Source organism: Sinorhizobium alkalisoli (assembly GCF_008932245.1).
Lineage (GTDB): Bacteria > Pseudomonadota > Alphaproteobacteria > Rhizobiales > Rhizobiaceae > Sinorhizobium > Sinorhizobium alkalisoli.
In genome coordinates this window covers 1,667,771-1,692,733 of the sequence record NZ_CP034909.1, presented here as the reverse complement: position 1 = coordinate 1,692,733, position 24,963 = coordinate 1,667,771, and the positions used below count along the sequence as shown (strand labels likewise).

Genomic DNA, 24,963 nt, shown 5'->3' with positions numbered 1-24,963 from the left:
AGGGCTTATCGTCCCGTTATCCCTGGAAAAGCTATGAGCACCGCAATCGCAAGAATCTGAAGCATGATGAACGGCAGCAGCGATTTGAAAATGACGCCGAGCGTGATGCCGGGCGGGGCAACCGACTTGAGGTAAAACGCGGCGGGGCCGAATGGCGGGGAAAGGAAAGAAACCTGCATGTTCATGCAGAAGAGCACGCCGAACCAGACCGGATCCATGCCGAGAGATTTGATGATCGGCACGAAGATCGGCATCGTGAGCAGAGCGATGCCGACCCAGTCGAGGAAGGCGCCCAGGACGAAGAGAATGAGCATCATGAAAAGAATGATGACCGTCGGATTGTCGGAAATGCCTGTGATGAGACCGGACACGAAGTTGACGCCACCCATCAGGTTGTAGACACCGACGATCGCTGTCGCACCAATGCCGATCCAGACGATCATGCCGACGGTCGCCAGTGTCTGCATCGCCGCGTCGCGCAGCAGGGCGTAGGAGAACTCACCGCGCAGGATTGTCGACAGCACCACGCCGCCGACACCGATGGCGGAGGCTTCGGTTACCGAGGCGATGCCCCCATAGATCGAACCGAGCACGATGAAAACCACGAGGATCGGCAAGGCCAATCCCTTGAGGAGTCGGATCTTTTCGGCAGTTGGGATCGGCGCAGCGTCCGCTGGCGGCGCCACATGAGGCGTGAAATAGGCGCGGGCCAGGATGTAGACGACATAGAACATGGCCAGCATGAAGCCGGGGATGAACGCAGCCGTGAACAGCTCTCCGATCGAGACATTGGCGGTCAGGCCGTAGATAATCAGGACGATCGACGGCGGGATCATCGTTCCGAGCGCCCCACCGGCACAGACGACGCCGATCGCCAGGCTTCGGTCATAGCCGAGGCGCAGCATCTGCGGTAGGGCGATGAGGCCGAGCAGAACGATCTCCCCGCCGATGATGCCGCTCATGGCGGCGAGAATGACCGAGACGAAAATCGTCTGTACGGCGACACCGCCACGGATGCGGCCGGCGAAAAGCTTCATTGCGTCGAACAGATCGCGCGCGATACCGGAGCGATCGAGGATCGCCGCCATCAGCACGAACATCGGCACGGAGACGAACACGAAGTTCATGACGAAGGAGTATACGCGGCTGGTGATCAGCGGGATCGACATCGGGCCGAACCAGCCGAGGGCGAAAATGAGCGCGACGAGCAGCGTCACAAAGGCCAGCGGCATGCCGGTCAACAGCAAGCCCACCATCAGCACGAACATCACCGTCGTGCCCCAACCAATCCCAAGCGCCTGCAGGTTGAAGCCGACATCCAGGAAGTCTGTCATGGGCTAATCTCTCCGGTCGCTGCGGGCATAGTTGAAAGCCAGGATCAAGAATTGCAGGACCAGCAAGACCATCGTGACGAAGATGAAGATCTTGATCAGGGCAGGGGTCGGTGCGCTCCACGCGCTTCCCGTCGTTTCGAGGCGTATTTCGCCGGCCGGGGTAACGACCGCGCGCGTCACCATGTGGTAGGCGGCGTAGGCGAAAAAGCCGCTCGCAATTGCACAAACCAGCGAGATCACGATATCCGCGATCCGTCTCGCTTTTGGAGACAAGTGGTCGTAGATCAAGACCACGCGAATATGGCTGTTCCGGCAGGTGCAGTAAAGTCCTCCGAATACGAAGGCGGATCCGCAAAGGAAGACCGTCGTCTCATGCGCCCAGATGGTGGGGCTGTTGAGCACATAGCGCAGAAAAACCTCCATCAGCAGGATGAGTGCGGCTGCGACGATGCCGGCTGCGAAGACGTATGCGACCTTGTCCACGATCCGCCCCATAAGGCCGGCTTCGGGAGCCGGGGCGGCGATGCCCTCGCTTGTCGCCGCCAAATCTATCTCTTCTCTCGTGCGAGAATGATCGGCCATCGCTTCTCTCCCTACTGCATGTCTCCTTTAATCGACCTCGATTAAAGGACAAAGACATGCAGAAATTCAAAGTGCTACAGCGACCTTTGCGCGTCTAATAAGACGCGCGGCGCTGTAGAGCATTTTGCGGTCACGTGGAATCACCTGACGTCGGACAAATGCGGCAAAACAAACAGATAGATCGGTGGCGCGAACGTATGTGAGCGCATCCCGCTCTAGCCAATATCAAGGTAAGGCGGCCCAGCCGGTGGGCCGCCCAGAGCCTGTTACAACAGGCCTTTTTCTTTGAGGTAGGCGGTTAGGGTATCAAAGACTTTCTGCGCCATCGGCGAAGTCTTGGCCAAGCGCTCCCACTCCGCAACAGCGATCTTGCGGAACTTTGCACGCTCCTCGGCCGACCAGTCGTGCACGGTTATGGATCCATCGGCCTTCGCTTCCTCAAGTGCGGCCTGATCAGCCTTTTTCAACCCCTCGATCTGGGTTTGCTGGAATTCCTTGACCGTTTCCTCGAGCATCTTCTTGATGTCGTCGGGCAATTCGTCCCATTTCGCCTTGTTCATCGATACTTCGACGAGCGGCAAGGAGTGAAAGCCGGGATAGACCGGGTGCGGCGCCGCCTTGTTCAAGCCCTGCTGCTGGTTGACGGAAAACACGGAATAGTCGGCCGCGTCCACCACGCCTTTGTCGATCGATGTGTAAACCTCGGAGGCAGGCAGGTTGACGGGGGCCGCGCCGGCCGCGGCGAAGACGTTCGCAATTGGGCCCTCGGGCGAGCGCACCTTGACCCCTTTGAGGTCGTCGACGCCGTCAAGCGGCACGCGGGAGACGAACGCCTCGAGGCCCGGGGTCGAGACGCCGATGAAGTGGAGGCCGTAGGAGCCGAGCAGTTCTTGCATGATTTCCTTGCCGCCGCCGTTTTCGACGAAATCGATCATCTGCGACGGGTCCGACCAGGCGCCAACGGGATTCGAAATCAGGCCGAAGGCCGGGTCCTTGCCGGCCCAATAGGAGGAATCGCAGATCTGTCCATCGAGAATGCCGCCTGCCACGGCGTCGAGAGTTTCATTGTATTCGACGACCGAGCCGACTGGCAGAAGCTCGATTTTCACCTTGCCTCCCGAGCGCTCCGCAACCAGGTCTGTCCAGCCCTTCTGGTATTCGAAATTGGGGTTGCCGGCCGGGTCCGATGATTGGAACCGGAACGAATACTCCTGTGCGCCGGCCGCGCCGGCCAGGCCGAGCACCGCCACGAACGTGGCTGCGGTATTGAACAGAAAACGTCTCATGATCTTTCCTCCCTTGGATGATCCGTTGTGGGTATCGCGTTCTAATCGGGCGGCGCAGAACTCCCGTCACTGGCCGGCGCGAATGGGCCGGCAACGCTGTGGGTGGTGGAGAAACGGATGTCCAGCAGGGCCGGATCGATCTGTTCCTCGAGCTCGACGAGCATGGAAATGCCGAACTGGATCAGTTCGTCCGATGCCTGGCAGGCCCTCTCCGCATTGCCCGCAAGCACGGCTTCCATGATGGCGACATGGCGCTCGACAGTGCGCGAGAGGCCATCGGGTCCACTTATATGGGTCAGATGCAGGTAGCCGTTGCGCCGGCCGATGGCGTGGAGCGGGCTCAGTACACGTTCAAGAAATCGCTCACCCGACGCTCGGATCAGGAGGTCGTCGAACGATTTGTCGATGAAATTGAAACTGTCGACCGTCATCGCCGGCCCCTCGGCTTCGAGCTTCCTCTTCAGGTGATGAAGGGCGGCCCGATCGTTGGAGGTCATATTGCGAATGGCGGCCGCGGTGACGAAGCGGTCGAGATCGCGCCTGAGTTCCGCGAGGCGCTTTTCCCGCGAAAGGTCGATCGGCGCGACGCGAAGGCCGTTCCGCGGACGAATTTCCAGAAGCGTTTCGGCTGCGAGCCTGCGCACGGCCTGGTGCACCGGCGTGCGGCCGATACCAACCATTGCCTGAAGGTCCTGCGTGCGGATTTCGGCGCCCGGCACAATGCGCATGGAAACGAACAGCGCCTCTATCCGCTCGTAGGCGAGCGCCGTCAGATCGCGCCCATGCTCGAGCGGCCAAGCGTTTTCAGCCTCGGAAATGGCCGAGGGTTTGGCGGCTTTGCCTCTCTCCTTGAGCGGTCTCCCTTGCAAAATGCGCTCCGAAAACGTATTGCGATCGGAAGTGATATTTCACAGAATATCATAGTATGTCAATTCCCGACCCGCCGGCCCGCGGCAGAGCCAGGCCGGATGGCCGGAGCGGGGTTTCAGGCTGCCAAGGGAGGAACGCATGAGGATCACCGCACTGGAAACGCTGAGAACGGAAGAGTTTTCGAACGTTCTCTGGGTTCGCGTTCACACGGATGAGGGCACGATCGGCCTTGGCGAGACCTTCTACGGCGCCGGGGCCGTCGAGGTTCATATTCACGATACCTTGGCAGGCCGCCTACTCGGCCAGGACCCGTTGCGCATCGAGGCGCTCAATCGGGTCATGACCGACCTCCCGATGGCGCAGGCGTCGACAGGCGTCGAATATCGCGCCGCTTCTGCGATCGACATCGCGCTCTGGGATCTCTTCGGCAAGGTATGCGGTCAGCCGGTACACCAGATGCTCGGCGGATTGGCCGCGGACAGGCTGCGCGTCTACAACACCTGCGCCGGTTACGGTTATGTCCGCAGCCACAATATCCGCCCGGTGGACACCTGGAACATTGGCGCCGGCGAGGGACCTTATGAAGATTTGGCCGGCTTCATGACCGATGCCGGTGCGCTTGCCGAAAATCTGCTTGAAAGCGGCATTTCGGCCATGAAGATCTGGCCGTTCGATCCGCCGGCGCAAGAAAACCGCGGCCTCTTCATCACGGCGGAGCAAATGAAGAAGGCGATCGAGCCCTTCGAGAAGATCCGCAAGACCGTCGGCGACAAGATGGAAATCATGGTGGAGTTCCATTCGTTGTGGAATCTTCCCACAGCGAAGAAGATCGCCCGGGCACTGGAGCCCTATTCCCCCACCTGGTACGAAGATCCGATCCGCATGAACTCGCCGCAGGCGCTGGCCGAATATGCGGCGGCAACGGATGTCTGGGTCTGTGCGAGCGAGACGCTTGGTTCGCGCTTCCCCTATAAGGACATGTTGGAGCGGAACGCCGCCCACGTGGTGATGGTCGATCTCTGCTGGACGGGCGGCCTGACCGAGGGGCGCAAGATCGCTTCTCTTGCCGATACTTATCATCGCCCCTTCGCGCCGCATGATTGCACCGGCCCCGTCGGTTTTGCAGCGGCAATCCACGCCTCCTTCAGCCAGCCGAACACACTGATCCAGGAGTCGGTCCGGGCTTTCTATACCGGTTGGTACAAGGAACTCGTGACGGTCGTGCCGACGATCAAGGACGGTTATGTCTTGCCGATGCAAGGGCCGGGCCTCGGCACGGATCTGCTGCCTGAGGTCTATCTGCGTCCGGATCTGATCTGCCGCCGCTCGGAGCTTTGAGGGAGATACTGATGACCAGAAAACTCTTCGACCTTACGGGCCGTACGGCTTTGGTGACCGGATCGTCCCGCGGGCTCGGTCGCGCCATCGCGCAGGGTCTCTGCGACGCCGGTGCCAGGGTCGTTCTCAACGGTCGAAACGAAAAGGCCGTGGCGATTGTCGCGGAAGAAATGCGGAATGCGGGTCATCAGGTACTGGAGGCGGTATTCGACGTGACAAGTGAGTCCGCCGTGAGGAACGCCTTCGAACGCCTCGACGACGAAGGCCTGGAGGTCGACATCCTCGTCAATAATGCGGGCATTCAGCACCGGCAGCCGCTTGTCGAGCTTTCCCTTGCCGATTGGCAGCGCGTCATCGACACCAATCTGACCAGCGCCTTCCTCGTCGGCCGCGAGGCGGCGCGTCGGATGATTCCCCGTGGCCGCGGCAAGATCATCAACATCGGCTCACTGACCAGCGAAGTCGCGCGCGCCACGGTCATTCCCTATACCGCCGCGAAGGGCGGAGTGAAGCTGCTGACGAAGGGGATGGCCGCAGAATGGGCCAAGTTCGGCATTCAGGCAAATGCCATCGGGCCCGGCTACATGCTGACCGACATGAACGAGGCGCTCGTCAACGATCCGCAGTTCGACGCCTGGGTGAAGAGCCGCACGCCGGCCGGCCGGTGGGGCGAGCCGCAAGAACTCGTCGGCACGGCGGTTTTCCTTGCCTCATCGGCATCCGACTATGTCAACGGCCAAATCATCTACGTCGACGGCGGCATGCTGTCCGTGCTTTAAGCGGCTGCCGCTACTGCATGTCTCCTTTAATCGACCTCGATTAAAGGACAAAGACATGCAGCAGTTCAAAGTGCTACAGCGACCTTTGCGCGTCTAATAAGACGCGCGGCGCTGTAGTCAGTGGGACATCAACACTGGCATGGAGACGTTGCCCAACAGGGTCTTGGTAGCACCACCAAAGATGGCTTCGGAAAGGGGTGAGTGGCCGTAGGCCCCGCATACGATAAGGTCCGCATCTTCCCGATCGAGGCCCGCGAACAGGGCGCTGGCCATATCCGTTTCGCCGCGGTCGCGCCAACCGGCCAGGGTGACCCTAGCTCCGTGACGTTCAAGGTGCGCCTTGATGTCCTGGACGTCCTCGTTCTCCTCGCTGTAGTTGGGAGCGTAGATGAAGAGATAGACCTTCTGCGCCTGGCTCAGGATCGGCAGGGCGTCGTGGACGGCGCGCGTTGCCTCGCGGCTGAAATTCCAGGCGACGACAACGTTGTTCCCGATTGGATTCTCGGCTGTCCAGCCGGCGGGAAGCACCAGCATCGGGACCCCGGCACTCAGAAGAACGTCCTCCGGTACCGCCGGATTGGAGAGATGGCGATCGTCGGGATTCGATTGCGTGGCGACCAGGAGGTCCGCGCAATGAGAATAGAGCTCCTCCGCAGTCCGCGCCTCCGGCGAGGCTTTTCGATACTCGAAATCGATAGTCGTTCCCTGCAGCGCCCTCACGAATTCCCGTTGCACGGCGAGCGCTTCTTCAAGAGCCGTCGTCGTGCTGATGTCGACGCCGACGAGCCTGGCATGGTGTCTCGTGGCAAGATCGGCCGCCGTACGGACCCGGTTGGCGGTGTGTCGACCTGCATCCAGATACACGACGATATCTCGAAAGGACATGATCTTCTCCCCTCCAACAGGCGCCGCCGAGATTCAACGCTGAAGAGCGGTGGAAGGTTCCACTTACATGCCGTTGTCAAGGCTCCTCGCAACCGCCGCCGGCGGCGTCACGGCGATGAAGGCTTCGCCCGCGGGGCGGACGGTGTGGGCGCACCCGGACGGTTCCTCGATCCGGCCATCATTGGTCGATGCCTTTCTATCGTCACGGCTGCACCGCCGCGTGTTCAGCCGCGCGCCGCCTCGCCCGTCACGCGCCAGATCACGTCGCCGACATCGTCTGCCACCAACAGGGAGCCGTCCGGGCCGATGGCCACTCCGACCGGCCGTCCATAGGACGCCCGCTCGTCGGGCGAAAGGAAACCGGTCAGAATGTCGCGCGGCAGCCCGGCCGGGCGTCCATTCACGAATGGCACGAAAACAACCTTGTAGCCACTCAACGTGCTGCGATTCCAGGAACCGTGCTGCCCGATGACCATACCGTCCGTAAAGCCAGGCAGGGTGCCTGCGGGAAGCCAGCAGAGGCCGAGCGACGCCGTGTGTCCGCCCAAGGCATAGTCCGGTGCTATGGCGGCAGCGACCAGCGCCGGGTCCTGGGGCACGCGGTCGTCCACGGTCTGCCCCCAGTAGCAATAGGGCCACCCATAGAAGCCGCCGTCGCGCACGGATGTCAGATAGTCGGGAGGGGTCTCGTCGCCTAAGCCATCGCGCTCATTCACCACGGTCCAGAGGGCACCGGTCGTTGGCTCCCACGCCATGCCCACCGGGTTGCGCAGGCCGGCGGCAAATATGCGGCGCTCAGCACTCTCGAGGTCGAGCTCGTGGATGGCGGCGCGCCCTTCCTCCGCCGCCATGCCGTGCTCGCCTATATTGCTGAGCGAGCCGACGCCGATGAAAAGCTTTCGTCCATCGCGACTGGCAAGCAGGCTTCGCGTCCAATGCCCGCCGGCCTTGAAATCCGTCAGCCGTCGCCCTGGCGCGGTGATCCGCGTGTCGCCCGTCCTATACGGGAATGCGACCACCCCGTCCGTGTTGCCGACATACAGCGTATCGCCCAGCAAGGCCATGCCGAACGGCTGATTGAGACCGTCGAGGAATACCTCACGTATTTCGGCCACGCCGTCGCCGTCCGCATCGCGCAACAGCGTGATACGGTTTGGACTTGCGCCCACTGCGGCGGCGCGCTTCATCGTGCTGAACATGGCGTAGTCGAAGACCGAGCTGATGCCCCCCGGCTCGCTCAATGCCTCAGCGACCAGTACGTCGCCGTTCGGCAACACGTGAATCCAACGGGGATGTTTAAGCCCGGCGGCGAATGCGTTTACCTTGAGCCCGGCCGCTGCAGTCGGCGTTTGTTTCGGGGACCATCCCCTGGCTGTCGGCATCTTGAGGGTCGGAATGCCCTGCGGCTTGGCCGTCGGGATTTTCGGGGCGCTGCCATAGGCCGGATCCAGTGCATCACCGTCCTGGCGTCGCCAAAGGATTACAACGGCCCCGATCAGCGCAACCAGTCGACCGAAAATGTCTGACAGGCCCATGAGTCCTCCTGACTTATTTGACCCGATGCGCACGCTACCCTGAGCGGCTGCGGGTGATCTTCGCACGTGGTGTGGCGATGCTTGCCCGTCGCTCCACCAATTGTCAACGCAGCGGCTTTGCTCCGTCCAGCGCCTTGAGGATCCGGTATGCGGCCTTCACACGCGCCGGGATGGGATAGTTTCGGTTCGCCAGGATCACGATGCCGATTTCCCTTGCGGGCACGAAAGCGGCATAGGCGCCGAATCCGTTCGTCGATCCCGTCTTGTTTATCAGGCTGTCGCCGCGCGGCGGCAGCGGCGGAGCGAGCTTCGCTGCCTTGTTGGGTTCGAAGGCCATCTTGCGCGAATTGCCGGCAAGCAGCTGCTCCAATTCCGTCGGGTAGGGATACATCTCCCATCCGAGCCCCTGAACAATCTCGCCGACCCGGTAATATCCGACGTGCGTAGCGGTGATCGCCCGTTGCAGCCTTTCATCCAGCTTCGAACCGTCGATGTTGGCTTCGATGAACCGGAGCAGGTCGGCTGCGGTCGTCTTGATGCCATAGGCCTGCGCATCCAGGACGCCGGGAGTCACGCGAACGGGTCTGTCGTCCTTCGAATAGCCGTGCGCGTAGTCCGCCATCCTGTCTTCGGCAACCCGGATATAGGTGTGCGAGAGGCCGAGCATCGGCACGAGTTCCCCTTCGATGAGGTCCACGAAGGAACTGCCCATGCTTTTTGCCGCCAGATGACCGAAGAGGCCAATGCTCGGGTTCGAATAGCGGCGGTAAGTGCCGGGGGCATATTCAGGGCGCCAGTTTTTGAAATAGGCGATCACGTTGTCATCCGTGACGGTATTCGGAAACTGCAACGGCAGCCCGCCGGCCGTATAGGTGCCGAGATCGACAAGGCTGATCTCGTCGAAGCTGCTTCCGGCAAGCTCCGGCAGGTATTGGCTGGCATGGTCGGAGAGGGAGAGGCTTCCGCTTTCCTGCGCATAGGCCGCGAGAGTCGCGGTAAAGGTCTTGCTGATCGAGCCTATTTCGAAAAGCGTGTCGTCGGTGACCAATTGCCCGCTTTCCTTGGAGGCAACCCCGTAGTTGAAGACATACCGCCCGCCCTCGGCGGTGATCGCCACGGCCATGCCCGGAACTTTGTGTTCTGCCATGATGGGCCGGATCGCTTCGTCGACGGCGCTTTTGAGCGCCTCCTTTGCATCACCATCGGCCGAGTGGGCGCTCACGCCGATGAGTAGCGCAGCGGCGGTCAGGATTGCGAGTTTCCCAAGGGAAAAGTCAATCATGGGGGATATGTCTCCTCACGCACGTCAGGATTGCAGTCGCAGAATCCTACCGCATGTCGATGTCGATCGCCCTCGATTCAAGGACAAATACGTGTAGCAGTTCAAAGGCTAACACGATCTTTGCGTGTCTGCGAAGATGCACGGTGTTCCAGGGGATTCCGGCTTCGGTTGGAAGCGGCGCGGGCGTTCGCCGTGCTTCGGCAGCCCTCTACAGAGCCGTTCGAAGCAGGTCATTGGTCGATTCGCCGCAATGGGGCCGAGGTTGGGTCGCGTCCGCGGAATTGCTTGCCGAGCCCGCCATTGGGCTTGAAGGGCTACCGTCGATAGATCAGCCAGTTGCGGCCGGCGTCCTTGCGCATGCCTTCCTCAAAGAGCACCGTGCGGTTGCGGCCGGCATTCTTCGCGGCGTAGAGGGCGATGTCGGCCTTGTTATAGAGCTCGACCGGATCGTCGGCGGCGGTCGCCATGCAGACTCCGACGGAGAGGGTGACGGCGCCGTAACTGACGCCGGTCTTGGTGTTCTTGAAGGGCGCGCTCGAGAGAACGGTGCGGATCCGGTCCGCTGCCTGGAGGCATTCTTCCTGGGTGCTGTCGCGCAGGATGATCGCGAATTCCTCGCCGCCCGTGCGAGCGACGAAGGCTTCCCGGCGGAGGTTGGCGCGGATGACGTTTGCCACGGTCGCAAGGATCTTGTCGCCGACGGGATGGCCGAAACTGTCGTTTATTTTCTTGAAATGGTCGATGTCGGCGAGCAGCAGGCCGGTGAAGTTGCGCAGGTGCTCGCTGTTGTAAATCGCGGCGAGGTTTTCGTCGAAGGCGCGCCGATTGGCGAGCCGCGTCAGTGAATCGGTGTTGGCGATGCGCTTGTATTCGTCGAGCTCCTGGCGGATCGCCTCCATCTCCACCGATTTCTGGACGACACTCTGCACGCGCTCCTTTCCCTGGTTCATGGTGTCCGCGGTCGCCTCGCTGAGGATGCCGATCGCGTGACGCAGGATGTCGACGCTCGCCGCGCTTTTGTTCGTCATGTTGAGATAGGCTTCATCGAGAACCTTGTTGTAGCTCTCGAGCGCGTATTGCTCGTCCTTGAGGAGGTTGAGAAGCTCGGAAAGCTTGGCCACCATCGTGCTGTGGGCGCGCTCGATGCCGCGCGAGTGGTGGATGTGGCTGAAGTGCCGGGCTCCGATCGCGTCGAGTTCCTCCTGCGTCGCGCGGCTTCCGAGTGCTGCGAGTTCCTTGGAAAGCTGCGGGTCCGAGCCGAGATAAGCCTCGTAATATAGCTCGTAATTGCGCGGTATCGGCGCTACCCCCATCATGCGCATGGCGTGGGAGATCTGCGCGGCAATATCGGGCGTCGGCGTCCTGTTTGAGGTTGCCGTATGCATCTTGCATGCCCCCTAAAATAATAGGCTCTAATTGATCATTATTTTTTAGGGGCAAAAGATTGTCGGAGTCTTAACAATTGCTTGTTCGCACAAATACAAATTGAACAATTTCAGAAGCTCAACGGTTTTGCCCGGCATGGGGTGAGCAGGCCGGAGAAGCCGCGGCGCCTGCAGCGCCGCGGTCCATTCATCCTTTCAGGCGGGGCCGATCATCGTTTCGGGACGGACGATCTCATCGAATTCCTCATTCGTGACATAGCCGCCGCCTACGGCCTCCTCGCGCAGCGTCGTACCGTTCTTATGTGCCGTCTTGGCGATCTTGGCGGCGTTGTCGTAACCGATCTTAGGCGCCAGGGCGGTGACCAGCATCAGTGAGCGGTCGAGGGCCGCCTTAATGTTGTCCTCGCGCGCTTCGATCCCGACGACGCAATTGTCGGTGAAGGAGATGGCGGCGTCGGCGAGCAGTTGCACCGACTGCAGGAAGTTATAGGCCATCATCGGATTGTAGACGTTGAGCTCGAAATGGCCCTGGCTGCCTGCGAAGGTAAGGGCGGCGTGGTTGCCGAACACCTGGGCGCAGACCTGCGTCAGCGCCTCGCACTGGGTCGGGTTGACCTTGCCCGGCATGATCGACGAGCCGGGCTCGTTTTCCGGCAGCGCCAGTTCGCCGAGGCCGGAGCGGGGGCCGGAGCCGAGAAAGCGGATGTCGTTGGCGATCTTGAAGAGCGCGGCGGCGGTCGCATTGATCGCGCCGTGGCTGAAGACCATCGAATCATGCGCGGCCAGCGCCTCGAACTTGTTCGGCGCGGAGGTGAAGGCGATGCCGGTGATTGCGGCAATCTCTTCGGCCACTTTCTCGGCGAAGCCCACCGGAGCATTGAGGCCGGTGCCGACGGCGGTACCGCCCTGGGCGAGTTCGCAAAGGCCCGGCAACGTCATTTCGATCCGCTTGATCGAGGAGGCGACCTGGGCCGCATAGCCGGAGAATTCCTGGCCGAGGGTCAGCGGCGTCGCGTCCTGCGTATGCGTGCGGCCGATCTTGATGATATGGCCGAAGGCCTTGACCTTCTCTTCGAGCGCCTTGTGCAGGTGCTTGAGAGCCGGCAGCAGGTCATGGATCACGCGCTCGGCGCACGCGATGTGCATGGCCGTCGGATAGGTGTCGTTCGAAGACTGGCTCATATTGACGTGGTCGTTCGGATGCACCGGCTTCTTCGAGCCCATGACGCCGCCGAGCAGCTCGATGGCCCGGTTCGAGATTACCTCGTTGGCGTTCATGTTGGATTGGGTGCCCGAGCCGGTCTGCCAGACGACGAGCGGGAAGTGATCGTTGAGCTTCCCGTCGACCACCTCCTGCGCCGCCTCGACGATGGCAGCGCCGACCGTCGGGTCGAGCCGGCCGAGCGCCATGTTGGCACGCGCCGCCGCCTGCTTGACGATGCCGAGCGCCCGGACGACGGAAAGCGGCTGCTTTTCCCAACCGATCTTGAAGTTGCCGAGCGAGCGCTGGGCCTGGGCGCCCCAGTAGCGGTCGCTCGCCACTTCGATGGGGCCGAACGTATCTGTTTCCGTGCGCATGGATGTCATTGTGATACCTGCCTTCGTCCTGCGGTTCATCAAGCCGGGCGAGAATCCGGTCTGAGCCGGTGGTCCTCCCGCGCTGCACGCCACCTGAGCCGGAGCCGATCCAGGAGAAGACATGCAGCAATTCAAACTGCTACGGCGACATGCTGCGTCCGGTAGGACGCGCGCCGCTATATGCCGGGCATTTCTCTGCCCCGGCATCGGCGGCTTGTAAAGGGCCGGCATGGGCTCGCAAAGTCCTACAATCGTTTGAATTGCTGCGATGCGGCATCGGCTCCGAGGGTTCGCCTCGTGCCGCCGCGCAGTCCCGCTTCTGCGCAACCGCTCCTGTGTCCTTTCAGCCACAATCGGCGTCTTCCTCGGGTAACGCTTTGTTCCAACGGGAACAATCGAAAGTAGAGGATGGTTATATATTCGCAGAAAAACAGATGTTTGCTTCGATTTGCGCGAGTCTTGGATGAGCTGTTTCAGAACGGGCGCTGTCAGATCTCCGGTCGTTTGGGCGAGGGCCGTTTCCTTTTCATTCACCATCCTTTTCTATAAGTCTTCGGGCACGAGGGCGTGGCGAGAATCTGGCAGCGGCCGAGTTCGGCGGCAACGCGATACGGGGACTTCTATTCTTATGAACATTTTCAAATCGACAGCGATAGTTGCGCTCATGAGTGGCTGTGCAATCGCCACCATGGATGTCCGACCCGCGTCGGCAATCACCCTGATGGATTTCATCCGCGGCGGCCAGAAACGCGCTGCACCCGAGCAGGTCCAGCCTCGCCAGCCGATGCCTGGCTTCGGTACGATGCTGCAGCAGGAGCAGAGGGCAGTGGCGCCGCCGAAGATCTCCGGCCCTCGCTACTATACCTACAAGGCAGAGCCTTTGCGCAGAGTTGCGACGGATCGGCTGGTGGATCCGGTCGTGACCGGCTCCGTCGGGAGCTATGGGCTGCCGCCGATGCTGCGGGTGCCGCTTGCGAATGCGCGTCGGTTTTTGCCGGAAGTCGACGTCAGTGCGCAGGCCGGGGTGGCGAAGGCGATTGAGAGCTTCTATGGCGGACGGCAGGATTTTCTCTGGATCGCCGGCAGTGGCGTCAATTCTCGGGCGAAAGCAGCGCTCGCTGTGCTGAAGGAGGCCGCCAAGGTCGGCCTCGATCCCGCCGATTATGCGGTGACGGTCCCTACCGACGCGTTCGATGGCGGTGACATGATCGCGCGCGAAAAGAATCTGGTGCGCTTCGAAATCGCCATGTCCGCTGCGGTGCTCACCTATGTCCAGGATACGGTGCGCGGCCGAATCGATCCGAACAGGATTTCCGGCTATCACGATTTCAAGCGCAAGACGGTCGATCTTGCCGGCTTTCTCGAACAGCTGGCAATGACGAGCGACGTGGCGGCGCTGATCGAGGAGCAGAATCCGAAGAGCCCGCAGTTCCTGGCGCTGAAGCAGGAACTCGAAAGGCTGCGCGCCCAAACGGATGCAGCCCCGCGCGTCGAGATCGCGCCGGGGACGCTGCTGAAGCCTGGCGACAGCAATCCGGAGCTCGCCAACATCGTGGCGGGCATAAGGCTGAAGGCGTCGGAGACGCTGAAGGCGGAGCATGCCGTGGTGCTCGCGGGCTACCAGGGCGCGCCGGAATACACGCCTGAGCTGGTTTCGCTCGTGGAGGCTTTCCAGAAGGAAAGCGGGCTGAAGCCGGACGGCATCGTCGGCCAGGCATCGATTCGCGCCCTGACCGGCGGCGAGACGGCGGCGACCAAGATCGACAAACTCGAGATCGCAATGGAACAGGCGCGCTGGCTGCCGGACGGGCTCGGCGATCGCTATGTCTTCATCAATCAGCCGGCTTTCATGGCCTATTACACCGAAGGCGGCACGGAGCAGTTCTCCATGCGGGTGGTCGTCGGCTCCAAGGCGAACCAGACCTACTTCTTCCAGGACAAGATCGAGACCGTCGAGGTGAATCCCTATTGGGGCGTGCCGCAGTCGATCATCGTGAACGAGATGCTGCCTAAGCTCAGAAATGATCCCGGCTATCTCGATCGCATGGGCTACCAAGTCGAGATTGGCGGCCGCACCGTGTCGTCCTCGGCCGTGAACTGGTACGGCTCGACGGCCTCGGTTTCGGTCCGCCAGCCGCCGAGCAGCGACAACGCGCTTGGCGAACTCAAGATTCTCTTCCCGAACTCGCATGCGATCTACATGCATGACACACCCTCGAAGAGCTTCTTCAAGCGCGACCAGCGGGCGCTAAGTCATGGTTGCGTGCGCCTCTCGGAGCCGCGCCGCATGGCGGCCGCCGTCCTCGGCGTCAGCATGGAGGAGGTCGCGAGCGAAATCGCCAGCGGACGCAACAAGGCGCTGCCGGTTCCGAGGACCATCCCGGTCTATGTCTCCTATTTCACGGCGTGGCCGAACAAGGATGGCAAGGTCGAATACTTCAACGACGTCTACGACCGCGACATGTACATGAACCGGGCTTTTGAGGCGACGCGCAAGGCGCGGCACGCCGAGGGGTGACGGGCTCGGACAAGCGTGGAGGCCCCCGAGCGGGGCTCCCACGTGGGTTGAGCGGGATGAGGTCCGCTGATCGCCGGAGGCCGGTTTACTTTCTGCGTTCGAGCATCGTCTTGACGAGCTCGGGCGTCAGTTCGTCGAAATGCTGGATGATGCGGTCGGGCGACAGGCGTTCGATCGGCACGTCGGAGTAGCCAAATGGTACGGCGATCGACGGCACGGCCGCGTTGCGGGCGACCAGGATATCGTTGAGGCTGTCGCCGACCATGACGGCCCGCTCGGCGCTGGCTCCGGCATTGGCGACGGTCGAAAGCAGGTGTTCGGCGTGCGGCTTGCGCATTGAGAACGTGTCGCCACCGGCGATCGCTGCAAAGCGGTCGACGAGGCCAAGGCCGTCGAGCAGACGTTTCGCCAGCATTTCCGGCTTATTGGTGCAGACGGCAAGCTTCAGGCCGGCGTCTTGCAGCCGATCGAGCGCCTCCACGAGGCCCGGGTAGGGCAGGGATTCGCCGGGCATCGAGCCGTGATAGAACTCAACGAAGGCCTTCATCTGCGAGGCGAGGTCCTCTTCGCCGAGCGCCCTGCCGCGAAGCGCGAAGGCTCGCTCGATCATGGCGCGGGCGCCGTGACCCACGAGATGAGTGAGGTCAGCATAGGTAACCGGTTGGATGCCTGCTTGCGTGACCACATGGTTGAGGCTGGCGACGAGGTCCGGCGCGGTATCCACGAGCGTGCCATCGAGATCGAAAACGACAAGAGGTGGGGACAAGGGAAGCCTCGTTCTGCAATATCCTGTCCATTCGCGTAGGCGAAGTCCCGCCGGAATGCAACGGAGACACAGCGCATCGGCCAGAGAATCGTACCCGATTTCGGAAAGCGCGATGCGCAGATTCAAAGAGTTGCAGCGACCTTTGCGCGTCTGAAATGACGCGCGGCGCTGTACGTCGGCAACGCAGCCGGAATCCAGGGCAAGCCGCGCATTTTGGCTTTTGTTTGCCGCGACGGGCGTGTAAGTGTCTGGGCGGAATTTGGACGGGGCGGTTGGTCACACTACCGTTCTGGCATCAGAGGAGCGAATGGCGCATGGACGCCCGCCAGATGAAGATCAAGGCCGCCGAAGCGGCGCTTGACTATGTAGAAGACGGAATGCGGCTCGGGATCGGGACCGGGTCGACCGCGGAGGAATTCGTACGGCTGTTGGCCGAAAAGGTCGCCGCCGGTTTCCGCGTCGTGGGCGTGCCGACGTCGGAACGCACGGCTCGGCTCTGCCTCGATCTCGGCGTACCGCTGAAGTCGCTCGATGAATTGCCGGAACTGGACATGACGGTCGACGGTGCCGATGAAGTCGACAGGAAGTTGCGTCTGATCAAGGGTGGCGGCGGGGCGCTGCTGCGCGAGAAGATCGTCGCGTGCGCTTCCGAGCGGATGATCGTCATCGCCGACGAATCGAAGGTGGTCGACGTGCTCGGCGCCTTCAAGCTGCCGATCGAGGTCAATCCGTTCGGGCAGGTTGCGACACGGATTGCAATCGAGAGGGTGGCCTCTCGGTTGGGTCTGACGGGTGATGTCGTCGTGCGGGCCTCGGGCGACGGACCTTTCATGACCGATGGGGGACACCTCATCCTGGATGCATCATTTGGCCGTATTCCTGATGCAGAGGCGCTGGCATCGGAGCTGAATGCCATTCCGGGTGTGGTCGAACACGGGCTGTTTATCGGAATTGCAACCTTGGCGATCATCGCCGGCCCGTCGGGGGCGCGTATCCTGACGTCGGCCTGAGCGGGTTTACAGCGCCCGTCGGGCGCCCGCGGGGCGGCGACGGGCGACGAGTGAAGAATTTCCGCGCATGCGGGCCTGGCAGCGGCAAATGGCCGGGGCGGCGTGCGCCAACACAGGAGCATGGATAAAAATGAACAAAATTGCAGGTCTCGCCCGCGCATTCGCAACCGCAGCCGTTCTTCTTTCCGCATCGGTTCCGGCCGTACACGCGCAGGACGTGACGGAGGACCAGATCACGGCGGCACGCGCGACGATTGCCGCGCTCGGCGTGACCAACAGCTTCGACAACATCCTGCCCAACCTGGCCGAGCGGCTGAAGAACACGCTGATCCAGGCGTCGCCGAACCATCAGGAACTGATCACCGCCACGGTCGACGAGAAGGCCCTCGGACTTGCTGCGCGCCGGACGGATCTCGAGCGCGAGGCTGCGGCCATCTACGCCAGGACCTTCACCATCGACGAGTTGAACGCCATCACCGCCTTCTACAGCTCGCCCGCCGGCAAGAAGCTCTTGAACGATGGCCCGATTGCTTCGCGCGAGCTGCTGAAAGCAGCCGACATCTGGGCATCCGGCGTTTCGCGGGACCTCACCAACGAGGCGACCAAATCGCTTGACGAGAAGATCGGTTCGTTGCCCGCAGCACAGGCGCCCGCCCAGTAAAGGCGGCGAGAGGCCGCTTGGCTCGATCATCCGACGAAGCCCGGAGCGATCCGGGCTTTTCTTTTTTTGCACCGCAATACTATATCAGGGCAAAGGTGACTGCCGTCGCCCGCCGCATTACCGGGGCCTACTGCATGTCTCCTTTAATCGACCTCGATTAAAGGACAAGGACATGCAGCAGTTCAAAGTGCTACAGCGACCTTTGCGCGCCTTATAAGAGGCGCGGCGCTGTAGGTTCGACGACCGATGGCTTCATCCAATCTTTCGTTGCTTGAGGAGCTTTCCATGACCGCTTTCGACTATGACCTCTTCGTGATTGGCGGCGGCTCCGGCGGCGTGAGAAGCGGTAGACTGGCGGCCTCGCTCGGCAAGAAGGTGGCGATCGCGGAGGAGTTTCGATATGGCGGCACCTGCGTCATCCGCGGCTGCGTGCCGAAGAAGCTCTACGTCTATGCTTCGCAGTATTCGGAGCATTTCGAGGATGCGGCCGGTTTCGGCTGGACCGTGGGGGAGCGACGCTTCGACTGGAAGGCGCTGGTCGCCGCCAAGGAGCAGGAAATCACCCGCCTTGAGGGCCTCTATCGCAAGGGCCTCGCCGGTGCCGGCGCGGAAATCTTCGACACACGGGCGGAACTGGTCGGTCCTCACGAGGTGCGCCTGAGCGCAAGCGGCAAGACGGTTACGGCGGAACGTATCGTAATCGCCGTCGGGGGACATCCCACTCCCCACGAGGCGTTGCCGGGGCACGAACTCTGCATCAGCTCGAACGAGGCCTTCGACCTGCCCGAACTCCCGAGATCGATCCTGATCGCCGGCGGCGGCTATATCGCAGTCGAATTTGCCAATATCTTCCACGGGCTCGGCGTTGAAACGACGCTGATCTATCGCGGCAAGGAAATCCTCTCCCGCTTCGATCAAGACCTCAGGCGCGGCCTGCACGCGGCGATGGAGGAGAAGGGCATCCGAATACTCTGCGAAGACATCGTCCAGTCGGTGTCCGCGGGGCCGGACGGCCGGCGCACCGCAAGGACGATGAAGCATGGCGAACTCGTCGTCGACCAAGTGATGCTCGCCCTTGGCCGCGTTCCCAACACGCAGGGCCTCGGGTTGGAAGCGGCCGGCGTCAAGACCAACGAGCGGGGCGCCATCATGGTCGACGCCTATTCGCGCACGACGGCGCCCGGCATCTACGCGCTCGGCGACGTCACCGATCGCGTGCAGCTGACACCGGTGGCGATCCACGAGGCGATGTGCTTCATCGAAACGGAATACAGGAACAACCCGACCTCGCCTGACCATGATCTGATCGCGACGGCCGTCTTCTCGCAGCCGGAGATCGGCACGGTCGGCATGACGGAAGAGGAGGCGGCGCGGACCTTTGAGGAGATCGAGGTCTACCGGGCGGAGTTCCGGCCGATGAAGGCGACCCTTTCCGGGCGCAAGGAAAAGATGATCATAAAGCTTCTCGTCAATGCCGCCGACCGCAAGGTCGCGGGCGCGCACATCCTCGGCCACGATGCCGGCGAAATGGCGCAATTGCTGGGAATATCGCTCAAGGCCGGCTGCACCAAGGATGATTTCGACCGCACCATGGCTGTTCATCCGACGGCGGCGGAAGAGCTCGTGACGATGTACCGGCCGAGCTATCGCGTGCGAAACGGCGAAAGGGTGGCATGAGCCGCTCCTCCGTGCCAAACGGGAGGCTGATGTTTTCTGGTGGAATGACTTTCCAAGGCTCTTGTTAACGTTTATAAGCCCGCATCCGCCACGGCATTGGCTCGCGGCGGAGGCGGCGGCGTGGATCGGCCGGCTTGCCGATGCGGAAGATGCAACCCGAATTCCGGGGCGGCCTTGAGGGCCGCGATGGCGAGGCGCGGATCCGTTCGCGTCAGATAACAGGTGATGGAAATGGCACAGACTTGGACCCCGAACAGCTGGCGGCAGAAACCCATTCAGCAGGTGCCGGACTATCCGGACCTCGCAGTGCTCGAGAGCGTGGAAGAGCGCCTTGCGAAATATCCGCCGCTCGTCTTTGCCGGCGAGGCTCGGCGTCTCAAGCATGCCCTGGCCAATGTCTCGGAGGGCCGCGGTTTCCTTCTACAGGGCGGTGACTGCGCCGAAAGCTTCGCAGAGCACGGCGCCGACACGATCCGTGACTTCTTCCGTGCGTTCCTGCAGATGGCCGTCGTGCTGACCTTCGGCGCGCAGCAGCCCGTCGTCAAGGTCGGCCGCATCGCCGGCCAGTTTGCCAAGCCCCGGTCCTCGTCGGTCGAGAAGCAGGGCGAGGTGACGCTGCCGAGCTACCGCGGCGACATCATCAACGGCATCGAGTTCACGGAAGAAGCGCGCGTGCCCAATCCGGAACGGCAGATCATGGCCTATCGCCAGTCGGCCGCGACCCTCAATCTGCTGCGAGCCTTCGCGATGGGTGGCTATGCAAACCTGGAAAACGTGCATCAGTGGATGCTCGGCTTCGTCAAGGACAGCCCACAGGCCGAACGCTACCGCAAGCTCGCCGACCGGATTTCCGAGACCATGGATTTCATGAAGGCGATCGGCATCACCGCGGAAAACCATCCGAGCCTGCGCGAGACCGACTTCTTCACCAGCCATGAGGCGCTGCTGCTCGGCTATGAGCAGGCGCTGACGCGGGTGGATTCAACCTCGGGCGACTGGTACGCCACCTCCGGTCATATGATCTGGATCGGCGACCGTACGCGCCAGCCGGACCATGCCCATGTCGAATATTGCCGTGGCATCAAGAACCCGCTCGGCCTGAAGTGCGGCCCGTCGCTGACGGCCGACGGTCTCCTGGAACTGATCGATCTGCTGAACCCGGCCAACGAGCCCGGGCGGCTGACGCTGATCTGCCGCTTCGGCCATGAAAAGGTTGCTGAACATCTGCCACGCCTGATCCGTGCCGTCGAGCGCGAGGGCAAGAAGGTCGTCTGGTCCTGCGACCCGATGCATGGCAACACCATCACGCTCAACAACTACAAGACGCGGCCGTTCGAGCGGATCCTGTCGGAAGTCGAGAGCTTCTTCCAGATACATCGGGCGGAAGGCACACACCCGGGCGGCATTCATATCGAGATGACCGGCAACGACGTGACCGAATGCACCGGCGGCGCGCGGGCACTTTCCGGCGACGACCTGGCGGATCGCTATCACACCCATTGCGACCCGCGCCTGAACGCGGACCAGGCGCTCGAACTCGCCTTCCTGCTCGCCGAACGCATGAAGGGCGGCCGGGACGAGAAGAGGATGGTCGTCAACGGCTGATTCTGTCCTGGTTCAAAATATCTGAACCTTCAGCGCATCTTCTGAATTTGACAGGGCCGGGCAAGCCCATAGAAGCTGGCCCGGCTTTTTGTTGCCATGGAGAATGGAATGCAGGACATCCACGAAGGCGGCTGCCTTTGCGGCGCGGTGCGGTTCAAGACGCGGGGGAAGTTGCGGGAACTGATCTTCTGCCATTGTTCGCAGTGCCGGAAGCAGACGGGGCTTTACTATGCGGCCACCAACGTGCTCGACAGCGACATGGAGATCGAGGGCTCCGACGAGATCACCTGGTATCGCTCCAGTGGCGAAGCGCGGCGCGGCTTCTGCCGTCATTGCGGATCGGCTCTGTTCTGGAAGGCGGAGGGGCTCGATTATACCTCGATCCTTGCCGGAGCATTCGAGAAGCCGACCGCGCTCGAGCCCGGCTATCACATCTTTTGTGCAGACCAGGGCGACTACTACGAAATCCGTGACGATCTCCCGCGCTTTGCCGCGGCGCGCGATTGATGGGAATTCTCAGGGGCGGGAAGCAGTGACCTGGTCGAAGGCGCTTGCCAGCGCTTCGAGCTTGATCGCCTGCCAGTGGGCGTACTCCTCGATTAGCCGGGCGCTCATCCAATAACGCCCGCGCCTGCCATCCTGAGCCTTGCCGATTAGGCCCGCGGCTTCCGCACGGGCGAACAAGCGGCGAACATGTGTGTTCGAAACGAGATAGTGATCGGCAAGACTCGCGAGGTTGACCTCGACCCAGACCTTGTCGGACGGAGGAGCGAGAGTCGCGGGTCGCCCCATGAGGTCGTCGAGGATCACGCCGCCGGATTCGGCGCAGGCAAAGACCGCAACGCCCGCCGGCGGCTCGGTCCAATTCGGGTCCGAAAGCAGCCGTTTGACGGCCAGCGGTTGGGCACGTTCGAAGATCGAGGAGTCGGCTTCGGCCTCAATTGCCCTGCTGCCTCCATCGAGAAGGTCGAGCGTGCTCATCTGGCTTTTGAACCAGAGGCGCATGGCATTCTCGCTTGATCCGGCCGGTTCGAGAGGGCGCGTTCTCCTGGAGTGACCGCCCGCCACCGGCCGGAGCAGTTTGTAGGTGACGAGTTCCGCAAGGAAAGCCGCTGCGGTGTTGCGGCTCGCGCCGCCCGTCTCATGCACGAATTTCAGGAGCCGCGCGGCCGTGATGCCGGTCTCTGGATCGTTCGGATCCCGTTCCAGGTGCAGGGCATAGGCTGCATGGGTGAGCATCCATTTCCGATGCGAGGAAACCAGGCGCGCGATGCGCGGAAATAGGTCGTTGACGGCAATCAGCGCACGGGCACTGGTCTGCAGCACTCCGAGGAACTGCGGATTCTGCAGCAATGCGTCCGCCGTCAAGGACTGCGCGCTATCGTTGCCAACGTGCTTTCCTGCAATCCGGTGCATCTAATGCGTGTGCCCCTTGATGTCGTGATCGCCCCAATCACCCATGCCTCGATACAACCAGCATGAGAATTCATTCTAACGTAGAAATGTAGCTTTTGTTTCCAGACTAAAGTCCGATACCTGCCCGGCCAAAAGTCCTATCACTCGACTGAATCTGCCCCCTTGTCATCTTACAAGCATCGGTTGCTGAAATTTGTCATCAATGCGGGCGTCGTAGCTGGCGCTTCTCCTTGCACCTACAGGGTGCGCCGCATTCGTTAATTTTCCCGCATCGTCTCAACCTGCTGCACTTGTCCTTTATCGACCTCGATCAAAGGACAAATGCATGCAGCAATTCAAAAAGTGCCGCAGCGATCTTTGCGCGTCTAATGGGACGCGCGGCGCTGTAGTGCGCAGTTCGGCGCCGAGCGTGCGGGGGCTGCGGCATGCGGTTGCGGTCGACGGGGGCTCCGTCACATTTCCGGATGCCGAAGGGTCCTGGGCTACAAGCCCGCACCGAACAGGTCGGCGTGCGACTGGAAGAACCGTTCGGTGCCGTAGCGTTTGCCGAACATCATGTCGTGCTGGAGGAATCGGTAGTCCCGTAGCCGTGCTGGAACCTTCCGCTGGCGTTGCCAGTCTGCGACCTCGGTGCCGTCGTTGCGGAGCAGCATGTAGCGGTCGACGACGCGGAAACGCTCATGCACGTCTCCGAGGAAACCGGTGTAATACGGGTGCTCGTAGCCCGTCTGTTTCAGGATCGTGTAGGAAAGAAAGGCAGGGCTGATGCTGCCGATGTCCTTCTGCGCTCCGGTCTTGTTCGACCAGACGACGAGCGGCGTTTCGTGGCCGGCCCTCATCTCGTCCTTCGATCCCTTTCGCTCCGCCGTCACATTCTTCATATAGCCCGTGCTCGTGTAGACCGTATGCAGCGGCGGGAGATGGTCGCCGAAGAGGACGATGATCGTCTCCCGATCCCGCTTCTTCGCCCAGTCCATCAGCATCTTGAGGCTGTCGTCAGCCTCCTTGATGCCCTGCGCATAGGTGGCGAGCACCCGGCGGTCCTTTTCCGGCAGATCGCCTTCGACCTTGATCGTGTTTTTCACGTAACGGTTCGGTTCATAAGGGCCGTGGCCCTGCAGCGTCACTGCGAAGAAGAAGAAGGGATCGTCCACGGCGTCAGCTTGGCGGATGATCTCCCTCGTGAGCGCCTCGTCCGAGGCAAACATGCCGCGCTTCTTCATGGTCGGCATGTTGTCTTGGTCGCGGAAGGTGTCGAAACCGAAGGCCTTGTAGACAGCCGTGCGGTTCCAGAACCAGCCCTGGAAGGGATGGATGGCGCGTGCGGCATAGCCTTCGCCGCGGAAGAAGGTGGCGAGCGACGGGATCGGATTGCGGATATATTGCTGATAAGGGATGCTGCCATAGGGCAGGAATGCGTTGGAGAACCCGGTCAGCGCCTCGAATTCGACATTGGCGGTCATTCCTCCGAATTCCGGCGAGAAGACGGTGCCTCCCTGCAACGCGCGGACCGTGGGCATCGGGTCGGGCGTCAGCGTCACATGGGGCAGAAGGGTCGGATCCCAGAAGGACTCGCTCATCAGTACGATGACGTCCGGTTTGCTGCGGTGCGTCGTTCCGGCGGGAACCGGCGTGACCGGAATCTTGTCGATCGCCTCGGCCATGTAGCCGGCCGGCGCGCTGATATTGGCCATCGGCAGGTTGATCATGAAAGCGAGCGCGAAGCCGTTGTGCCGATAGTTCGCGCTCTGATCCCACATCATCGGCACGACACGCAGCCGATCGCGGATCCACGAGAACTGCGTGTAGTCCATGACGTTCCAGAAGGCGATGAGCAGCGGCAGCGCGAAGATGAGCCTCGCCAGGCGCTCGCGCCGCGTCAGCCGCGGGAAGTTGCGCCAGGCATATCGCAAGAGAAGGGCGGTCACGACAACTGCGGCGATGACGCCGGCCACGATGCCGACTGCGGTCCATGGCCGGTCCTTCACGAGTACCGGCATCAGTTCCATGATCTGCCGGCCGAAGAGAAAGTCGGTTGGGTAGAGCGGGTCGGAGAGGAAGACCTGCTTTTGCTGGCTGATGAAGGCCGGGATTACCGCAAGAGGGGCGACCAACAGGGTGGCCTTATGTTCCCGGCCCAAGAAAGCGTCGAGCCCAAGCAGAACGAGAAAGAAGACCGCGACCGTGATCCAGGCGGGGCGCGCCGAATCCGCGAAAAAGCCCATGGTGTCGGAGATGGAGTGGCGGCCGACGGCCTCGACGGCGAAGACGAGCATTGTCGCCAGGAATAGCGAGAACAACGCACTTCGCAGGCCGGCCAAGGTTCGGGCATGGCGGACGGTAAAGCTCGGCCTTTCGGCGTAGATGTGAGAATCCCTCCCGGCGATGAATTTCATCGTGGCCAACAGCCCCTTAAGTTTCACAAAAATTTCATCCTATTGTCATACGACTGTCAC

General features: G+C 61.8%; 20 protein-coding genes. 8 read left to right on the top strand and 12 right to left on the bottom strand.

The window, feature by feature from the left end:
* Positions 1–5 precede the first annotated feature (5 nt).
* From EKH55_RS08290 to EKH55_RS08270, 4 genes are all read right to left on the bottom strand, one after another.
* Entirely contained in the window at positions 6–1,334 is a 1,329-nt protein-coding gene (locus EKH55_RS08290; RefSeq protein WP_192803757.1) for a TRAP transporter large permease, read from the bottom strand.
* A gap of 3 nt (positions 1,335–1,337) precedes the next feature.
* Positions 1,338–1,916, bottom strand: a complete 579-nt coding sequence (locus tag EKH55_RS08285; protein ID WP_151611317.1) for a TRAP transporter small permease subunit — start codon at positions 1,914–1,916, stop codon at positions 1,338–1,340.
* A 266-nt stretch (positions 1,917–2,182) separates the two neighbouring features.
* On the bottom strand, positions 2,183–3,202 hold the full coding sequence (locus EKH55_RS08275; RefSeq protein ID WP_069458438.1) for a TRAP transporter substrate-binding protein: 1,020 nt from the start codon (positions 3,200–3,202) through the stop codon (positions 2,183–2,185).
* 41 nt (positions 3,203–3,243) lie between these two features.
* Positions 3,244–4,071 (bottom strand): GntR family transcriptional regulator, encoded by an 828-nt coding sequence (locus EKH55_RS08270; protein WP_246231792.1) that lies wholly within the window; start codon positions 4,069–4,071, stop codon positions 3,244–3,246.
* A gap of 139 nt (positions 4,072–4,210) precedes the next feature.
* Between EKH55_RS08270 and EKH55_RS08265 the strand changes: the two genes are divergently transcribed.
* Together EKH55_RS08265 and EKH55_RS08260 are read left to right on the top strand one after the other, a co-directional pair.
* The gene (locus EKH55_RS08265; protein WP_151611316.1) at positions 4,211–5,410 is read left to right on the top strand and encodes a mandelate racemase/muconate lactonizing enzyme family protein; all 1,200 of its coding nucleotides are present in this window, start codon (positions 4,211–4,213) and stop codon (positions 5,408–5,410) included.
* A gap of 11 nt (positions 5,411–5,421) precedes the next feature.
* Positions 5,422–6,189 carry an SDR family oxidoreductase gene (locus EKH55_RS08260; protein WP_069458440.1) on the top strand — a complete coding sequence of 256 codons (768 nt, stop codon included), beginning with the start codon at positions 5,422–5,424 and terminating at the stop codon, positions 6,187–6,189.
* A 117-nt stretch (positions 6,190–6,306) separates the two neighbouring features.
* Here the strand turns inward: EKH55_RS08260 and EKH55_RS08250 are convergent, their stop codons facing one another.
* The 5 genes from EKH55_RS08250 to fumC form a co-directional block, all read right to left on the bottom strand.
* Positions 6,307–7,074, bottom strand: a complete 768-nt coding sequence (locus EKH55_RS08250) for a universal stress protein (RefSeq protein ID WP_069458441.1) — start codon at positions 7,072–7,074, stop codon at positions 6,307–6,309.
* A 224-nt stretch (positions 7,075–7,298) separates the two neighbouring features.
* Entirely contained in the window at positions 7,299–8,609 is a 1,311-nt protein-coding gene (locus EKH55_RS08245; RefSeq protein WP_069458442.1) for a PQQ-dependent sugar dehydrogenase, read from the bottom strand.
* 103 nt (positions 8,610–8,712) lie between these two features.
* Positions 8,713–9,891: a class C beta-lactamase gene (gene ampC, locus EKH55_RS08240; RefSeq protein WP_151611315.1), complete on the bottom strand. Its 1,179-nt coding sequence runs from the start codon at positions 9,889–9,891 to the stop codon at positions 8,713–8,715.
* Positions 9,892–10,205: 314 nt separating this feature from the next.
* On the bottom strand, positions 10,206–11,276 hold the full coding sequence (locus EKH55_RS08235; RefSeq protein ID WP_069458444.1) for a GGDEF domain-containing protein: 1,071 nt from the start codon (positions 11,274–11,276) through the stop codon (positions 10,206–10,208).
* Positions 11,277–11,471: 195 nt separating this feature from the next.
* Complete coding sequence (gene fumC, locus EKH55_RS08230; protein ID WP_106407824.1) at positions 11,472–12,893, bottom strand: class II fumarate hydratase; 1,422 nt, start codon at positions 12,891–12,893, stop codon at positions 11,472–11,474.
* A gap of 589 nt (positions 12,894–13,482) precedes the next feature.
* Between fumC and EKH55_RS08225 the strand changes: the two genes are divergently transcribed.
* Positions 13,483–15,372, top strand: a complete 1,890-nt coding sequence (locus EKH55_RS08225; protein WP_069458446.1) for a L,D-transpeptidase family protein — start codon at positions 13,483–13,485, stop codon at positions 15,370–15,372.
* A gap of 85 nt (positions 15,373–15,457) precedes the next feature.
* On the opposite strand, the gene EKH55_RS08220 is transcribed toward EKH55_RS08225, so the two are convergent.
* On the bottom strand, positions 15,458–16,138 hold the full coding sequence (locus EKH55_RS08220) for an HAD family hydrolase (RefSeq protein WP_069458447.1): 681 nt from the start codon (positions 16,136–16,138) through the stop codon (positions 15,458–15,460).
* 314 nt (positions 16,139–16,452) lie between these two features.
* Here EKH55_RS08220 and rpiA point away from each other — a divergent pair, with 314 nt between their 5' ends.
* From rpiA to EKH55_RS08190, 5 genes are all read left to right on the top strand, one after another.
* Positions 16,453–17,148, top strand: coding sequence for a ribose-5-phosphate isomerase RpiA (gene rpiA, locus EKH55_RS08215; RefSeq protein ID WP_069458448.1), 696 nt, complete (start codon positions 16,453–16,455; stop codon positions 17,146–17,148).
* A gap of 130 nt (positions 17,149–17,278) precedes the next feature.
* Positions 17,279–17,809, top strand: a complete 531-nt coding sequence (locus EKH55_RS08210; RefSeq protein ID WP_069458449.1) for a DUF2059 domain-containing protein — start codon at positions 17,279–17,281, stop codon at positions 17,807–17,809.
* Positions 17,810–18,094: 285 nt separating this feature from the next.
* On the top strand, positions 18,095–19,486 hold the full coding sequence (gene gor / locus EKH55_RS08200) for a glutathione-disulfide reductase (RefSeq protein WP_151611314.1): 1,392 nt from the start codon (positions 18,095–18,097) through the stop codon (positions 19,484–19,486).
* A 231-nt stretch (positions 19,487–19,717) separates the two neighbouring features.
* The gene (locus EKH55_RS08195) at positions 19,718–21,091 is read left to right on the top strand and encodes a class II 3-deoxy-7-phosphoheptulonate synthase (protein WP_069458620.1); all 1,374 of its coding nucleotides are present in this window, start codon (positions 19,718–19,720) and stop codon (positions 21,089–21,091) included.
* A 108-nt stretch (positions 21,092–21,199) separates the two neighbouring features.
* Entirely contained in the window at positions 21,200–21,598 is a 399-nt protein-coding gene (locus tag EKH55_RS08190) for a GFA family protein (RefSeq protein ID WP_069458451.1), read from the top strand.
* Positions 21,599–21,607: 9 nt separating this feature from the next.
* Here the strand turns inward: EKH55_RS08190 and EKH55_RS08185 are convergent, their stop codons facing one another.
* Entirely contained in the window at positions 21,608–22,507 is a 900-nt protein-coding gene (locus EKH55_RS08185; protein WP_069458452.1) for a hypothetical protein, read from the bottom strand.
* 482 nt (positions 22,508–22,989) lie between these two features.
* Positions 22,990–24,903, bottom strand: a complete 1,914-nt coding sequence (locus tag EKH55_RS08180; protein ID WP_069458453.1) for an LTA synthase family protein — start codon at positions 24,901–24,903, stop codon at positions 22,990–22,992.
* Positions 24,904–24,963: the final 60 nt, after the last annotated feature.

What these genes read in the sequence shown, in the direction of transcription:
- EKH55_RS08275 (WP_069458438.1), bottom strand. Translation starts at nt 3,202, where the DNA reads ATGAGACGTTTTCTGTTCAATACCGCAGCCACGTTCGTGGCGGTGCTC.
- EKH55_RS08210 (WP_069458449.1), top strand. Translation starts at nt 17,279, where the DNA reads ATGAACAAAATTGCAGGTCTCGCCCGCGCATTCGCAACCGCAGCCGTT.
- EKH55_RS08235 (WP_069458444.1), bottom strand. Translation starts at nt 11,276, where the DNA reads ATGCATACGGCAACCTCAAACAGGACGCCGACGCCCGATATTGCCGCG.
- gor (WP_151611314.1), top strand. Translation starts at nt 18,095, where the DNA reads ATGACCGCTTTCGACTATGACCTCTTCGTGATTGGCGGCGGCTCCGGC.
- EKH55_RS08285 (WP_151611317.1), bottom strand. Translation starts at nt 1,916, where the DNA reads ATGGCCGATCATTCTCGCACGAGAGAAGAGATAGATTTGGCGGCGACA.
- EKH55_RS08225 (WP_069458446.1), top strand. Translation starts at nt 13,483, where the DNA reads ATGAACATTTTCAAATCGACAGCGATAGTTGCGCTCATGAGTGGCTGT.
- EKH55_RS08180 (WP_069458453.1), bottom strand. Translation starts at nt 24,903, where the DNA reads ATGAAATTCATCGCCGGGAGGGATTCTCACATCTACGCCGAAAGGCCG.
- EKH55_RS08185 (WP_069458452.1), bottom strand. Translation starts at nt 22,507, where the DNA reads ATGCACCGGATTGCAGGAAAGCACGTTGGCAACGATAGCGCGCAGTCC.
- EKH55_RS08265 (WP_151611316.1), top strand. Translation starts at nt 4,211, where the DNA reads ATGAGGATCACCGCACTGGAAACGCTGAGAACGGAAGAGTTTTCGAAC.
- EKH55_RS08195 (WP_069458620.1), top strand. Translation starts at nt 19,718, where the DNA reads ATGGCACAGACTTGGACCCCGAACAGCTGGCGGCAGAAACCCATTCAG.
- rpiA (WP_069458448.1), top strand. Translation starts at nt 16,453, where the DNA reads ATGGACGCCCGCCAGATGAAGATCAAGGCCGCCGAAGCGGCGCTTGAC.
- ampC (WP_151611315.1), bottom strand. Translation starts at nt 9,891, where the DNA reads ATGATTGACTTTTCCCTTGGGAAACTCGCAATCCTGACCGCCGCTGCG.
- EKH55_RS08190 (WP_069458451.1), top strand. Translation starts at nt 21,200, where the DNA reads ATGCAGGACATCCACGAAGGCGGCTGCCTTTGCGGCGCGGTGCGGTTC.
- EKH55_RS08245 (WP_069458442.1), bottom strand. Translation starts at nt 8,609, where the DNA reads ATGGGCCTGTCAGACATTTTCGGTCGACTGGTTGCGCTGATCGGGGCC.
- EKH55_RS08260 (WP_069458440.1), top strand. Translation starts at nt 5,422, where the DNA reads ATGACCAGAAAACTCTTCGACCTTACGGGCCGTACGGCTTTGGTGACC.
- EKH55_RS08250 (WP_069458441.1), bottom strand. Translation starts at nt 7,074, where the DNA reads ATGTCCTTTCGAGATATCGTCGTGTATCTGGATGCAGGTCGACACACC.
- fumC (WP_106407824.1), bottom strand. Translation starts at nt 12,893, where the DNA reads ATGAACCGCAGGACGAAGGCAGGTATCACAATGACATCCATGCGCACG.
- EKH55_RS08290 (WP_192803757.1), bottom strand. Translation starts at nt 1,334, where the DNA reads ATGACAGACTTCCTGGATGTCGGCTTCAACCTGCAGGCGCTTGGGATT.